Below are 15,356 nucleotides of genomic sequence, written 5' to 3'. Positions count from 1 at the left end.
CAGCAGTTAGACCACTTCTTTCAGCAGTTAGACCGCTTCTTTCAGCAGTTAGACCGCTTCTTTCAGCAGTTAGACCACTTCTATCAACAGTTAATCAGCCGATTGGGTCTGTCGTGCTAATATCGAGCTTTTTCATCCGCCCGCTCATTCTTTTGATCCTAAGCCTATCATATACGATCATTGCTAGATAAACAAAAACCGGCGATTCACAGTAGAAGAATCACCGGTTTTTTATTCAGATAACATGTCAGTTTTTGATGGCGCATTCAACAACTCTAACGTCCGTATTGGATCAAATCCAGAGACCCACTCGCCATCGACATTTAGCTGAGGGACTGTCAATCGTCGAGTTTGCTTCATTAATTTCATGCGAGCAATCGGTCGTAGGTCTACATAAATCTCTTCAAATTCAATCGACAATCCAGTCAATAGGTCTCTCGTCATCGCACAGACTGGACATGTGGTTGTCGTATAAAGCGTAACTTGTTTATTCATCTCGTGTTCCTCTTCATTACTTACTTTGCTCAATGGCTTCAATTAATCGGTTCTCAATATCTTTCGCGATATCATTAATGGAATCATCGCCAACCATATTGATTAACTCTGTTGGTTTCGGCATACCGATTTTCGTTTTACCGTCTTGGTCATCCTCGTAAACAACCATTTTACACGGCAACATGTAACCAACCTTCTGATTGGCGGTCAACACTTTTTGTGCTTCTTTCGGATTGCAAACTTCCAAGATCATAAAAGGTTTCTCATAGTCCAGGCCCTTACTCTCCAACGTTTCTTTTACGTCGAATTGCCACAGAACACCAAATTGTTTTTCCTTCAAATTTTCTTCCAATGATTTGACGGCTTCTTCGACAGATTTTGATGTTTCTACAGTGTAATCAAACATCTGAACCCACTCCTTTTGATTTTGGTAATATTATCTCCAGCTACTCATGCCACCTTGGACATTGTACACTTGAGAAAAACCATTCTTTTTCAATAGTTTTGCCGCTTTTGTGCTTCGCATACCACTTTGACAGATGACAACTACTTCTTTTTCTCGATCCAATGAAGATAGATCTTTGGTTAAATTGAAAAGCGGATAGTTTTTAAAACGTTTTTGGTGGTTTGCTTTGTATTCACCCGGTGTTCTTACATCAATGAATTGCACATTTTTATCCTTCATTTTGTTCTTCGCTTCTTCTACATTGATATTAGTAATGCCTTTCACCGGCATGAATCGATTCACTAATAATGCAATAATAATTGCAATAATGATCCATTCAACTACACCCATATCGGTTCTCCCTAATTCAATTCTTTTATTATTTCGTTTTCAATATATACCCTGTAGGGTAAAAAAGCAAACACAAAACTTTCATTTATTTGAGAGATAACCTTCTTTTAAATATACTGGTTACAAAAGGTTCTTACATCTCAAGATTGATAAGAAAATATAATTAAAAAGCCGCATTTAATGAGGAGTTTTTTTCGAGTTAACAAATCCGATGTTATTCGTGACTATTATTCTAGGCTGTATGTTGTTTTTTTCCAGAGGAATAAAGATGGCAGAAGGAAAAAGATTCACCAGGCAGATTTATTATGCTTCTTGCGTATTACTAGTGATCACATCTTTCATGGAATTTTTTAGCTAAGGCACTGTTTCCGGTAAGCATGTGTCGAGAGGAACATAGGTAACACAACTAAAATATTTTAAAAAAATCAATTTTGTATTACTGCAATTCTTTATTTTTTAAGAGCGATTATAAAATTGACTCATTTAGTATGCAATTATCATTAAATTTTATTATATATTTTACCCCCTTCCCTTTAAAGTTTAAAGAGAAGGGGGTACAGCAATTAATATTAATATACTAACCAACCAGTATGACCTATATTACTATGAGTAGATCTAATTCTTTTTCTTTTGTCATCTAGAGTTCTAGCCCGTACATCAACATGAGTGGTATCTTGCACCCAAGGTGCTGCTGATAAAGTCATAGACCAAGTTCCTGTTCCATATGCATAACCGTTGGATATATAGTCATTAGTTCCATCTTTAGTAAGAAAAAAGGTAGGGTTATAGTTACTATCTGTTTGTTCAACAGAGTAGACTTGTAATGCTTGACTATTGTTATGTTGCCAAGTTAACTTTGTAGACATAGTAGTAGTGTTAAAACCAAACATTGTCAAATCAATTGTACCCGTAGTCCATGATCTATAAGTTGTTGATTGAATACCTGAGTCAAAATTTGAAGCCGGCTGATGACTTGAAGAATGGTCCATAGAGTGACTAACCTTCACTGGAATATCAACTTCATTCATTTGAACAGAAAATTCTTCTCCATTTTGTGTTCCGTAACTAAGTGTTTCAAAATATTCATCAGACCACATAAATTCCAAGAAAGCTTCTTGTTCCTTGTCCGTCAAATTTTTAAAACCCTCAAGAATTTCTAGAGCACCTTCATCAGACTTGTTTAATAGATAACTCTCATACTCTGCAGGTGTCATAATTTTTGAATCATCAGCTGAAACAGTGATAGTAAATAATCCAATTACTAGTAAGGAAACAATCATCATGAATAGCAATTTAAAACCTTTCAAGGAAAACACTCCTTTTTTATTTGTTATTATTGCCATTCTATCATATATTGGATAAAAAGGGAGGTGTTTTTTTGAAAAAGTCTAAATTTTTAAAAATAATTGGTATAACCCTTGCCGTAATTCTTTTATTTTATGTAATTATTTTCTGGTTATATAACACTACAACTGTTTCATTCTAAAAAATTATCTTCAAAGTTAATGGAAGTGAGAAGAATCGTAAGGGTACAAACAATATATGGTAATATTTTGTAATTTTTTCCCTGTTAACAGAGTTATAAATTATATGGGTGAAGCCCATTTACCGGCCATAAAATTTAATTCAGTTAGCTTTAATGGTAATTGTTCTTCATCCTCTATGGGATTTTAAAGGTTAGAGTTATTTAAGAGCATATGGTATAACTATTGGGATAATTCGGTATCTACGCATAGTTACTACAGGGAAACTTGCACTTATGGTCTATAAAAAGTTCTAAACAAGGGGTAGAACCCCCCTCTTATTGAGGGGCATCTTTTTCCTCTTCCTCGTCTTCTTCATCTTCCGGGCCATTTTTCTCAATATCAGCTATCAATGTTTCCATCTGCGCAATCTCTTCTTTTTGGGTTTGAGAAATTTCAGCAGCGAGCTTTTTCACGCGAGGATCTTCAATTTCTGCGCGCTCACTTGTCAAAATGGCTATGGAATGGTGAGGAATCATTGCTTGCATATAATCCGTGTCGTCTACAATCATCTGACTACGGACAAGCCACAGGGAGACGCCAAAGACAAGAACACTTGCACCGATGATGATCCAATTAAGTACTTTCTTCTGGTACATTTTCCACATAAATAACATCATGATGACGGACATACAAGATCCCATAATTAACGCCATATACACACGCATTTCACTGAAAAATATATGGTTAATTTGAAACACATTTAAATACATCAGCCAATACATCACAAAGGTCGAAGTCAAAATCATCAAACCGAACTTTACATAAGGATTCAAGATACCCCTCCTCCTAAAATTGTCTATGATTTTGTTTACCTCATATCCCATTCAATAAACGTGGTGGGGGTATTTCTTCATGAAAAAATAGCACAGTACGGTAATCACCTACTCATACTGTGCTGATTAATTGAATCTATTCTTCTTTCACCCGCATCAACCGCATACTGTTCAATGCGACCAATATCGTTGCGCCCATGTCTGATAGAATGGCAATCCACAAGGTCAACCATCCTGGAATTACAAGGAGTAATGCGGCGACTTTGATCGCAATTGCAAAGGTAATATTGCCTTTAATCGTATTTAACGTTTTACGGCTAAGTCTAACGAGAAATGGGAGTTTTTCCAAATCGTCTCCCATTAACGCCACATCAGCGGTTTCTAGTGCGGTGTCCGTGCCTGCTCCTCCCATGGCGATTCCGACGGTTGAAGCAGCTAAGGCTGGGGCGTCATTGACACCGTCACCAACCATGGCCACTTTTTGATGGCGTTCTCGCAAACTTCGAATGACTTTTAGTTTATCCTGTGGTAATAGTTCAGAACGCACATCTGTGACGCCAACTTGCTTACCAATCGCATTCCCTGTATTGGCGTTATCGCCTGTCAGCATGATTGTTTTTTCGATACCTTCACGGTGGAGTTTTTGAATCACGTTTTGGCTCGCTTCTCTGACTTCATCGGCTACAGCGAGAATTACTTGGACTTTCTCTTTTGTGCCGGCAACTACTACGGTTTTCCCTTCGTTTTGAAGGGTTTTGATTTTATCATTAACGCCCGCATCTAAAGTGCTTACCTCATTAAATAAACTCGGACTACCGACATAATAAGTAACTCCATCAATGTCACCTTGGATTCCTTTGCCGGTTAACGAAGTGAAGTGATCAACAGAAATCTTCTCATAATCAACGGCTTCCTCGTCTGCTTTTTTCAAAATAGCTGAAGCGAGTGGATGTTGAGAACGTTTTTCCAATGCGGAGATCTTTCCGAGTAATTCCTTTTGCTCCGCATCTTGGTCGATCATTTCAACGTCCGTAACGACGGGAACGCCTTTTGTTAACGTACCGGTTTTATCAAAAGCTATCGCCTTCAATCCACCGATTTCTTCTAAATAAATTCCACCTTTTACGAGTACGCCTTTTTTCGCGGCATTTCCGATCGCGGAAACGATGGAAATCGGTGTGGAAATGACGAGCGCACAAGGACAACCGACGACGAGGACGGCCAACCCTTGATAGACCCAGGTTTCCCAGCTTGCTTCGAAAAATAATGGTGGCAAGACCGCAACCATGGCAGCGATGACCATGATTGCTGGTGTATAATATTTCGCAAAGCGGTCAACAAATGCTTGTGCTGGTGCACGTTCGGCTTGCGCTTCCTCAACAAGATGAATGATTTTCGCCAATGTCGTATCATTAACGAGTTTCGTGACTTTGACCTCCAAATGACCTTCTTCATTCAACGTTCCGGCAAAGACTTCATCGTCCAGAGATTTTTCAACAGGGACGGACTCACCCGTGATGGCCGCCTGATTAATCGATGAGGAACCACCTACAATGACACCATCCATCGCAATTTTTTGCCCTGGTTTCACAATCATCATGTCACCGATCACAATATCATTGACATGAACGGTCGTTTCTTGACCGAACCGTTTGACGATGGCTTGATTCGGCGCAATATCCATCAACGATTGAATGGATTTCCTTGCACGGTCCATCGAAAAACGTTCCAGTTCTTCACTTAACGCAAATAAAATAACAACGACAGCTACTTCTGCCCATTCACCAATGATGACCCCACCGATGACAGCAATGGTCATTAGAGTTCTCATGTCGAATTCAAATCGCACAAGATTGTGGAGACCGGTCTTCAGTAAAGATAATCCTCCGACCAACATCGAAGCAATGAAAAGAAGTGCCGTTACGATGTTATCATTGCCATTGATGAACATGGATAGAAAGCCAAATGCCATGAACAAAGACGAATAAAACAATGTACTGTATTTTAGGTAAAAAGGCTCTTTTTCTTCTTTCTTTTCATCAGGTTCGTTCGTTGTATGTTCGGGGAAGACCTTCAAATTCTCAAATGACCCGGCTTTCTCTAGTTCTTCAACCGTTGCTTCTCCATATACAGAAATCTTTGAGGCACCAAAATTCACTTTTGCGTTTTCTACATTCGGCAGTTTTTTGACGTTATTTTCAAACTTGCCCGCACAGTTTGCACAAGAAAAACCCTGTACACGGTAGGTATTTTTTTCTTCACGCAATTGTTCAGCCATTGGCCACCACTTCTTCCTGGTGCTCTAGGGCAAACATCATAATTTGCTTAATATGTTGAGCGTCTAACGTATAAAATGCCAGCTTGCCTTCTTTCCGAAAACGTACGACGCCTTGTTTATGAAGCGTTCGCAAGTGATGAGATGTCGTCGCGACCGTTGCACCGATAATATTAGCTAGGTCACAGACACAAAGCTCCTCCTCTTGGCAAAGCGCATAGACAATTTTTGCTCGATTTTCATCAGCAATCGCCTTTAACATTTTTGCTGCACCAGAAATGTTCACCGCATTTAGATCCTGTTGAACTTGATTGACTTTTTCCTCGTTATAACAAAATATTTCACAAGTATCTTGACGATTCATTTATGTCTCACACCTTCATTCAAAAGTCCGTTTGAATATAGTATAATTCCTTTTTGTTATTCAATCAAATGATGACTTTAATGTATTCATATAATTTACGTTGGAAATGCATGAACTGTGCTTTTTTGAGGGAGGACATAGTCTAGGAGAGTAATAGACGCTTAACAAAATAACCTAGACGCTTAATCTTTCGATGCAGACGCTCAATCTTTTAATGTAGACGCTTAATAAACACGGCTAGACGCTTAATCTCGCACTCCAGACGCTTAATAAACGCTGCTAGACGCTTAATCTTTTGCTATGGAGGCTCAACCTTTTGATACAGAGGCTCAATCTGGCGTTCTAGAGGCTCAACTTCGGACTTTACAGGCTCAACTCGGCGAGCTAAAGGCTTAACCTCGCACTCTAGAGGCTCAACCTTTTGCGATTGACGCCTATGTTAAAAACACAAAACATAATAAAAGGGCGAATCCACTAAAGGATTCACCCTACTTTTCTTTCTCCATCAACTTTTTAATTCGATCTTTTGGAGTCCAGCAATTGAATTTATAGGTTGGGTCTGTGTCATAGCCTAAACGACTGCAGCGAGTTTTTGGACGGCCGTCTTCGGTTCTGTATACTTCAAAGTGAATGCAGGTCGCACAACAATGATAGTCTTTCATTGGATTTCCCCCATTGGTTTTCAGCTTACTCTATCTTAGCATTGTAGAGGATTGATGTGAATAGTATGAATTTTTTACCTACAGAATTTTTCTCTACAAAAAAAGCTGGCTTTCATCAATAGAAAACCAGCTTTCGTATACTATTCAACGTCATAGCCTTGATCTTCGATGGCTTCTTTCATCGCTTCTTGGTTGACTTTGGCTTCATCGTAAGTAACGGCGACATTACCAGCATCAAGGTTTACTTCTGCTGTTTGGACGCCTTCTAAGTTATTCAAAGCGTTTTCGACGGACATTTTGCAGTGACCGCATGTCATGCCTTGAACGTTAAGTGTTTGTTCCATTTATTTCACCTCCTTTTAAAGCAGGGGTTGATCTATAATTTCACCCGTTTCAAACGGAGTGAGTTGGTAACGACGCTGACTGAGCTTAAGGCCATCGCTGCACCGGCAACCCATGGAGCAAGAAGTCCGACAGCTGCTATTGGGATGCCTGCTGTATTGTAGCCGAATGCCCAGAATAGGTTTTGACGAATATTTCGGATGGATGCATGGCTGATTTTGATGGCTTTTGGAATAAGCAGTAATTCGCCACCGAGAATCGTGACATCTGCTGCTTCAATTGCTACTTCAGTCCCTGTGCCAATCGCAATCCCAATATCCGCAGTCACCAATGCCGGTGCATCGTTCACACCATCTCCGACCATGCCGACTTTTTTACCCTGTAATTGAATTTCTTTGACTTTATCAGCCTTTTCTTCCGGTAAAACTTCAGCAATGACTTGATCGATACCTACTTGTCTGGCGATGGCTTGAGCGGTTCGTTCGTTATCGCCGGTCAGCATGATGACTTCAAGACCTTGCTCTTGCAGTTCACGAATGGCTTGAGGAGCAGTTTCTTTAATCGTATCCGCAACGGCGATTGTTCCACGGTACTCACCATCAACCGCAATCAACATGGCTGTTTTTCCATCTGTTTCGAGTTGGATCATGTCATCTTCATAGTCAGAAACTATCACATCGTGGTCATTCATCAATTTTCGGTTACCGACGAGAATTTGTTTTCCGCCAATCGTTGCTTGAATCCCGTGCCCTGGGATCGCACTGAATTCGTCCACATTGACAAATTCACTTTCTCGTTCAGTCGCATAAGCAACAATGGCTTCGGCTAGTGGGTGTTCAGAACCCTTTTCCGCACTCGCCAATAACTGTAACGTCTCTTGATCACCCGTAAAATCAGTGACTTCCGGTTTCCCTTTGGTGATCGTACCTGTCTTATCCAATACAATGGCGTCCAGTTCATGTGTACGTTCTAAATGACCGCCACCTTTGAATAAAATGCCACTTTCTGCAGCACGACCGGTTCCTACCATAATCGAAGTTGGTGTCGCGAGTCCTAATGCACACGGACAAGCAATGACGAGAACGGCAATCGATGCGACTAATGCCGGCTCGAGTTGACCTGGCTGGACTAGGGTAATCCATACGATAAACGTCAAAATCGCAATCCCGACGACAATCGGAACAAAATAGCCTGATATGACATCGGCCAACCGCTGAATCGGCGCTTTGGACCCTTGTGCTTCTTCCACCACTTTAACGATGGATGCCAATGCGGTGTCTTTTCCGACTTTCGTTGCTTCCATTTCGATCGATCCGTTTTTATTGATGGTCGATCCGATGACACCGGTGCCAATCTCTTTTTCGATTGGAATCGATTCACCGGTGATCATGGATTCATCAACAGACGTACGGCCTTTCACAACGGTACCGTCTACGGGTATTTTTTCACCCGGTTTAACGACTAAACGGTCGCCTACATCGACTTCCTCAACCGGGATCATGACTTCCTCACCATGTCGAATGACGCGTGCTTCTTTCGCCTGTAAATTCAATAAGGAAGAAAGCGCGTTGGTTGTTTGACTTTTCGCTCTCGCTTCCAAATATTTTCCGAATAAAATTAAGGTAATTAATATCGCACTTGTTTCAAAATATAAATGTGGTTCATATCCTGGGTTTCCGATTGTCTTGAACGATTCATATAAACTATAAAAATACGCAGCACTTGTCCCTAATGCAACAAGCACATCCATATTCGCTCCGCCATTCCGGAGGTTCTTATAGGCTCCAACATAAAATTGCCAGCCAATCACAAATTGAACCGGTGTCGCCAAGGCAAATTGAAACCACGGATTCATGAAAATTGCTGGGATCGTCATGTTGAATAGATGCACAAGCATTGTCACCAATAAAGGTGCTGAAAGAATGATTGAAACAATCAATTTCGTCTTCTGTTTCTTCAATTCTTCTTCTTTATATGATTTCTTCTCTTCTGCTTCAGCTTTCGGTTTCGCATCATAGCCCAGCTTCTGGATCCGTTCAATCAAGTTTTGAATGTCGACCAAGCCAGGGTTATACTCGATGGCTGCACTTTCTGTCGTCAAATTGACGGAAGCCTCCGATACCCCCTCTTGCTTATTCAATACTTTTTCAATCCGATTGGAACAAGCCGCACACGTCATGCCAAAAACATCTAAGTCAACTTTTTCGGTTAATACCCCATAACCAATATGTTCGATTTTACTCGTGATATCATCAAAGGACGTCTTCTCCGGATCATAATCGATCGATGCCTTTTCAGTTGTCAAATTCACTTGTGCTTCTACGCCGTCCATTTTGTTCAGCACTTTTTCGACACGGCTTGAACAGGCGGCACAGGTCATTCCCGTTACACCAATTGTTTCATGCTTTGCTTCGCTCATTGTAGTCCCCCCTTACTTGGAAAACTGTCTCATCACACTCATCAATTCATCGATGGTGTCTTCCCCTTCACCTTGTTTAATCGCATCACTGACACAGTGCTTGATATGTCGCTCGGTGACCGAGTAGCCAACATTTTTCAAGGCGGATTGAATCGCACTGATCTGAACCAAAATGTCCATACAATAGCGATCCTCTTCCACCATTTTTTGAATGCCTCGTACTTGACCTTCTATTCGTTTCAAGCGATTGATGACCGCTTGCTTTTCATCTTTCGTTCGTGGTTGTATTGGGTGATCATGTAGGAAATTATCCAAGATCATCACTTCCTTTCGTTTCTATTTATACTATACCCCCGCACAGTATATGAGTCAATAATAAACTCTTATGTTCTTTAATTTTTCCAATTTCAAAAGTCCATTATGCTCGGATTGAGAAAATGAAAATGCCGACTTGTGCTTATGTTGGGTTAGTATATTACTTACAAAGCGTCAAACACCATGTTAATCTTTGTCTTTATAAAGGAAACGAGGTACAGGAAAAGGACACCAAAGAATTGTTGGAAGGCTTCGGTAAACAATAAGACATAACAAATTAAAAATGATGGAAGACATTATGCAGGAAATCCTTAAATCGCTTATTGAAGACGCGATGACGTTGAACAAAAAGGTGTGAACTGATTGACACATCTTTCCCCAAACGATATATTAAATATAGAGAATATGAATGTTATCTGTTAAATAACATTCAAATAGGGAACCATTTTAACAAGGCATCCCTAACGCAAAGTAGGGCAGAATGTATTCATTCCACCCTATTTGCAGAATAGCTCAAGACAAAGTGTGGGCTGTTTATACACTGGCGATTAACTATTCTTCACACCTTGCTTTTTGCGGAAGCAAGGTGTGTTTCTTTTCCCGCCATTTATGATGAAAATGAGCGGTACTAGGATAAATTGGACGTTTATCGTGATTGATACTACTATAAGCAGTAACAACCACGAATAAACCTTGTCCATAGGCAACCCTCCTTTCTCGCCTGAGAAGACGGAAAGAAAAAGGAAGCCCACACCTTGTCCGTACTTTGCTATTCCTTTTCATTATACCATATTTTTTATGTCGAATCGAATGTTTGTTCGTGTGAGCGAAGGAAATTGTGGTGGAATAATAAGCGATGCTTGAAGTAGGTGAATGATTACCTGTTATATTCTCCTAAAGGCTCATTATTAACAAGAAAACTGTCTACTTCTTCAATGCTCGTTGATTTAAATAATAGTTCGTTTTCATTGAAGATGATAAACGTTGGGTAATCATCTACCTCCAAAACCTCTGAGTAATTTGCATGTTCTCTATCCCAATGAAATATTCCTTCACTATGGCGACTTTCTTCACTTAGATCTTCTTTGAAGTTTATTCCTAGCTTTTCTATTTGCTCCTCATTTTCAACGAACACGTAGAGGATAAAATACTCCTTTAAAGGTGAAGATAAACTGTCAATTGCATCTTGCTTTGGACTTCCACAGCCTCCCATCAACATAAATGTAATAAGTACAATAGATATGTTTTTCAAGATAACACCCCATATTTACTCCCCAGTCTTGAGTTTCTGTTCTTAGATAAATTCCATGTGTGGTCATTATACTATCTAAGTCATCACTTGACGTTGTGGATTTTTTAGAATTTTTATCATCTTCGTCTATTTGTTCCTTCTCAGTAGTAACTTCTGGTTTTTTATTTGAAACTAAATCTATTGTGAAGGGAGATACTCTCTTTTTCTCCATTTACTATGTTAGTTTCTAATATATTTATTGTTGCTACAAACGGTAATGAATCCCTATTAGACGAATAGTGAGGTGTATGTAATAATGAAGCTACTGATGAACGATACATAAAAGATCTTTCCCAAAATGAATGATCGGGGGTCAAACATGCATGCAAAAAATCGAACATAAAGCCGTCGTTGTTGTGATCATGGCAACAGCGTTTTTATTTACGTTCAGTCAATTTTTATTAATTACCGCCTATCCGACCATCATGGATGAATTTGGGGTCAACGCGACACAGGTCCAGTGGCTGACAACGGCCTTCTTACTGACGACAATCGTCTTCATTCCAATGACCGGTTATTTATCGAATACATATAAAGCAAAAACGCTTGTCGTCTTTTCGCTCAGTTGTTTAGTTATTGGAATGATTATTGGTGGGTATTCACCGAACTTTGGAACATTGATTTTATCGAGGGTCATTCAAGCCGTTGGTGCGGGGATCATGCTTCCTTTAGTGCAAACCATTCTGTTAAAAGTTTTTCCGTATGAGCGAAGAGGATTTGCGATGGGGCTTTTAGGCGCAGTCGTCAATGTCGCACCCGCTTCAGCTCCCTCCCTTTCCGGTATCGTCATCGACTATTTGGGATGGCGTTCACTTCATTGGATGCTGCTTCCGATTGTGGCGATCGTGCTCATCCTGGCTGCTTTTAAAATGAAAAATGTGCTGGATAAACAAGAGGAAAAAATGGACTTTGTTTCAATCGCTCTTTCAGCAATCGGTTTCTCGGTGTTTATTTTCGGCTTAAGTCGGATTAGTGTGACTGGTTTTGCCGATCCGCTCGTTATTGCACCGGTTGTTATTGGCGCCTTTACGATTATCTTGTTTATCCGTCGCCAATTGAATTTGCGTTTGCCGGTTTTGAACATCAAATTATTCAAGCATTCGACGTTCCGCTTGGCGTTATTGTTAATTTTCATCAACATGATGCTGCTATTATCTGCCGAGACAATTTTACCGATGTTTGCGCAAGATGTTCTTGATGCCAGCGCCTTTTTATCCGGATTCATTTTAGTTCCGGGCACGATTATTCTATCGATTGTTACCATTGTTTCTGGAAACTTGTATGACCGGTATGGCGGGAAAATGATCAGCATCGTTGGATTTAGCTGTACGTTTATTTCATTGATTCTACTGAATACTGTGGGAATGCAGGATTCTCCATATTGGATTGCCATTTATTTCTGTCTTTTCATGATTGGCTTCGGATTGACGCTCATGCCTTTGGTGACCATGGGAATGAATGCCCTGAATGACCAAGACATCGCACATGGCTCGGCAATCGTCAACACCGTCCGCCAATTCGCAATGACATTCGGCATTGTTGTCCTTACGACCATCATTAGTGTGACGACTTCCACGATGGATGCTCCATATAAAGTTGGCACCTATTGGGGAACGACGTATGCGTTTATTGTGATGGCTGTACTTGCGCTTGTCGGTGTTGTACTTTCGATGTTTATTAGAGAGGATCGATCGTTCCGGTAAGGGGCCCCATTGAAAGCTCTCTATTAGATGTGTGAATTAGTAGTGTAGCTGCTTTTAAGTGATGGAGCCGCTTAATCCTTTGGTGCAGCCGCTCAAATATCTATTCCACCCGTTGAATAATCGGCTCTAGCCGCCGAATTATCTGTTCTAGCCGTTGATTTCTAGGCGCTAGCCGCCGGATTATACGATGAAGCCGCTTAATTATGTGACGAAGCCGCCGAATTATGCAGTGCAGCCGCTTAATTATTTAGCGCAACCCTTCTATAAGCAAAAAAAGCAAGAGAAGAATCGAGCTCACCACTCATTCCCTCTTGCTTTATTTATTATCAAAACAACTCAGCCAATAATCCAATCGCTCGCCTACGCACTTCGATTCCTGGCATCAATGGAATCAGCAATACTTCATCGGCTTTGAAATCTTGAATCAAACCTTCCAGTTGTTCTTTGACTCGAGCTGGGTCGCCGACAATCATGCGTGTTCGGTTCTCTTCAATCGTGGAAATTTCTTCGTCCGAGTAGTTGTAAGCTCTCGCGGTTTCAACCGAAGGGAATTCCTTCACATAACTGAACTGATCTTTTCCGAGCAACCAAAAGTCCAAGGCTTCAGCATATGCTTCTGCTAATTCATTCGTTTCGGCAATGACGATAAATGGCGCGATTGACACGGTAGGCTCCGGCATAAAAGGTGACGACTCAAATTCAGCTCGGTACGCTTCGACAGCCTCTACACCAATGGCAAATTTATCGACACCAGGCGCAGGAAACAGGCCAAACGTATAGCCAATGCCAAGTTTCGCAGCCATTTTTGCGCTTCGGACGCTTGTAGAAAGCGCCCACATTTGAGGGACAGTCGGTATTACTGGATTTGCGCTAATTCCCGCAAAACGATGGTCTTCTCCGACTTGGTCGCTTAAGTACTCGGTCAAGTCCGTGATACTTTGTTCGTAATTGAGCTTTCCTTTTTTCTTCTCATTCAACGCTTGATTAACGATCGGCGTTCCAATTGTGTTTCCGATTCCTAAATCGATTCTACCTGGATGAGCCGCTTCAAGCATCCGAAAATTTTCCGCGACTTTATATGGACTGTAATGCGGCAGCATAACCCCGCCCGATCCAACACGAATTCGATCGGTCGCATCGGCAATTCGCATCATCATCATTTCTGGTGAGCTACACGCAAAAGCCGGTACGTTATGATGCTCGGCCATCCAAAATCGTTCATAGCCGAGTGATTCAGCTAGCTTCGCCAACTCGACTGAATCCGCTAACGCTTGCCGAGCATTACCGCCTTCATCAATTTGTGCGTAATCCAAGATCCCTAAACGAACCATTTACATTCTTCTTTCTTCATGTTGTCGGTACTTTTTCGCTCAACAAAAAGCTCACAAACTCATCAATTGAAATGTTACCAAAGTACTCACTTAGGTCGAACCGCTCTAAAGCAGCCAGCAAGTCTTCTTTTCGTAAACGGACACCAATGAGAGCTGATTCAACTTCGGATACATCTCTCTTTCCAAAAAAATCACCAGTAATTTGACATTCCGCTACTTTCCCCTGTTTGACCGTCAACCCGACCGTCATCGTCCCCACAGGAAAACGCTCGGTCATAGTGTATTCGAACTGTTGAAAACGACCATAGTTCCAATCCCAGTTATGATATTTTTCAGCAGTCAGTTGATCAATGTTCGCCCAATCTTCTTCCGTTAATTCGTATCGTTTCGCCTCAGTGACGTCATTAGTGCCCAAAAACTGACAAATCATATAATCGCTAAATTCCCAAACCGTCATGTCCCGATATTCAGGCGCAAGATATGGTCGGATGGAACCTACACGACTTCGGACCGATTGAATGCCATGCGATTCTATTTTTTTCATGTTCGGATTCAACGCGGACACCATTGCTTCATAGTTGGGATCCAGCAGCAACGAATAGCCTGCGTACACACGGCCTTTTTCTACCGTCATGGCCGCTCCGGAAATCTTTTTGCCATCTAATACGAGATCATTCCGACCTTTTTGTTCAAGCAATGCCTCGTCTACACCTAAATTTTTCAATGCCTCAATTGCTGGTTCGTATAATCGTTCGTAATTCCCGTAAATATCATTCGTTCCGTTCATTAAAAAACAAAAGCTCATATTCCGGTCATCCAAATAGATTGCTCCACCACCCGTCACACGGCGCAGAATTTTAATTCCGTGTTCATCCATGTATGGCTGATTGATTTCCTCATACGCATTCTGATACTTTCCGATCTGAACAACCGGCTCCATCATATATGGAAACAACACATCATCATCCAAAAAAACATGGTCCTTCACATAATCTTGAATGGCCATAGACGTGCCAGGATCATAAACCCATTTGCCATCTCGCTTTGGTTCGATTAAATACATC

At 41.0% G+C, this 15,356-nt stretch carries 15 protein-coding genes; 1 reads left to right on the top strand and 14 read right to left on the bottom strand.

The annotated features are described in order from the left end of the window. Nucleotides 1–231: 231 nt before the first annotated feature. From KQ486_RS09620 to KQ486_RS09565, 12 genes are all read right to left on the bottom strand, one after another. Complete coding sequence (locus KQ486_RS09620; protein WP_216687485.1) at nucleotides 232–495, bottom strand: glutaredoxin family protein; 264 nt, start codon at nucleotides 493–495, stop codon at nucleotides 232–234. Nucleotides 496–511: 16 nt separating this feature from the next. Then, nucleotides 512–901 carry a DUF302 domain-containing protein gene (locus KQ486_RS09615; RefSeq protein WP_216687484.1) on the bottom strand — a complete coding sequence of 130 codons (390 nt, stop codon included), beginning with the start codon at nucleotides 899–901 and terminating at the stop codon, nucleotides 512–514. Between the two features lie 30 nt (nucleotides 902–931). Further along, nucleotides 932–1,291 carry a rhodanese-like domain-containing protein gene (locus KQ486_RS09610; RefSeq protein WP_216687483.1) on the bottom strand — a complete coding sequence of 120 codons (360 nt, stop codon included), beginning with the start codon at nucleotides 1,289–1,291 and terminating at the stop codon, nucleotides 932–934. Between the two features lie 569 nt (nucleotides 1,292–1,860). Continuing rightward, nucleotides 1,861–2,598 carry a hypothetical protein gene (locus tag KQ486_RS09605; protein WP_216687482.1) on the bottom strand — a complete coding sequence of 246 codons (738 nt, stop codon included), beginning with the start codon at nucleotides 2,596–2,598 and terminating at the stop codon, nucleotides 1,861–1,863. 494 nt (nucleotides 2,599–3,092) lie between these two features. Next, on the bottom strand, nucleotides 3,093–3,590 hold the full coding sequence (locus KQ486_RS09600) for a DUF305 domain-containing protein (protein WP_216687481.1): 498 nt from the start codon (nucleotides 3,588–3,590) through the stop codon (nucleotides 3,093–3,095). A gap of 136 nt (nucleotides 3,591–3,726) precedes the next feature. Continuing rightward, a complete protein-coding gene (locus tag KQ486_RS09595; RefSeq protein WP_216687480.1) occupies nucleotides 3,727–5,868 on the bottom strand; it encodes a heavy metal translocating P-type ATPase in 2,142 nt (713 codons plus the stop codon). Then, nucleotides 5,861–6,229 (bottom strand): ArsR/SmtB family transcription factor, encoded by a 369-nt coding sequence (locus tag KQ486_RS09590; protein ID WP_216687479.1) that lies wholly within the window; start codon nucleotides 6,227–6,229, stop codon nucleotides 5,861–5,863. Before KQ486_RS09590 ends, KQ486_RS09595 begins: the two co-directional genes overlap by 8 nt. 488 nt (nucleotides 6,230–6,717) lie before the next feature. Further along, nucleotides 6,718–6,891, bottom strand: a complete 174-nt coding sequence (locus KQ486_RS09585) for a hypothetical protein (protein ID WP_216687478.1) — start codon at nucleotides 6,889–6,891, stop codon at nucleotides 6,718–6,720. Between the two features lie 140 nt (nucleotides 6,892–7,031). Then, nucleotides 7,032–7,235: a copper chaperone CopZ gene (gene copZ, locus KQ486_RS09580; protein ID WP_216687477.1), complete on the bottom strand. Its 204-nt coding sequence runs from the start codon at nucleotides 7,233–7,235 to the stop codon at nucleotides 7,032–7,034. 32 nt (nucleotides 7,236–7,267) lie between these two features. Beyond that, the gene (locus KQ486_RS09575; RefSeq protein ID WP_216687476.1) at nucleotides 7,268–9,652 is read right to left on the bottom strand and encodes a heavy metal translocating P-type ATPase; all 2,385 of its coding nucleotides are present in this window, start codon (nucleotides 9,650–9,652) and stop codon (nucleotides 7,268–7,270) included. 12 nt (nucleotides 9,653–9,664) lie between these two features. Continuing rightward, nucleotides 9,665–9,973 carry a metal-sensing transcriptional repressor gene (locus tag KQ486_RS09570; protein WP_216687475.1) on the bottom strand — a complete coding sequence of 103 codons (309 nt, stop codon included), beginning with the start codon at nucleotides 9,971–9,973 and terminating at the stop codon, nucleotides 9,665–9,667. An 871-nt stretch (nucleotides 9,974–10,844) separates the two neighbouring features. Further along, the gene (locus KQ486_RS09565) at nucleotides 10,845–11,219 is read right to left on the bottom strand and encodes a hypothetical protein (protein ID WP_216687474.1); all 375 of its coding nucleotides are present in this window, start codon (nucleotides 11,217–11,219) and stop codon (nucleotides 10,845–10,847) included. Between the two features lie 362 nt (nucleotides 11,220–11,581). Here KQ486_RS09565 and KQ486_RS09560 point away from each other — a divergent pair, with 362 nt between their 5' ends. Beyond that, entirely contained in the window at nucleotides 11,582–12,961 is a 1,380-nt protein-coding gene (locus KQ486_RS09560) for a DHA2 family efflux MFS transporter permease subunit (protein WP_216687473.1), read from the top strand. Nucleotides 12,962–13,287: 326 nt separating this feature from the next. Here the strand turns inward: KQ486_RS09560 and KQ486_RS09555 are convergent, their stop codons facing one another. Next, nucleotides 13,288–14,292 carry an LLM class flavin-dependent oxidoreductase gene (locus KQ486_RS09555; protein WP_216687472.1) on the bottom strand — a complete coding sequence of 335 codons (1,005 nt, stop codon included), beginning with the start codon at nucleotides 14,290–14,292 and terminating at the stop codon, nucleotides 13,288–13,290. A 16-nt stretch (nucleotides 14,293–14,308) separates the two neighbouring features. Then, on the bottom strand, nucleotides 14,309–15,355 hold the full coding sequence (gene lplA, locus KQ486_RS09550) for a lipoate--protein ligase (RefSeq protein WP_216687471.1): 1,047 nt from the start codon (nucleotides 15,353–15,355) through the stop codon (nucleotides 14,309–14,311). Nucleotide 15,356: the final 1 nt, after the last annotated feature.

Origin of the sequence: Allobacillus halotolerans (assembly GCF_018967645.1) — a bacterium.
GTDB classification, from domain to species: domain Bacteria; phylum Bacillota; class Bacilli; order Bacillales; family Alkalibacillaceae; genus Allobacillus; species Allobacillus halotolerans.
Note: the sequence above shows the minus strand (reverse complement) of the source record. Positions and strands in the feature narration are given on the sequence as shown.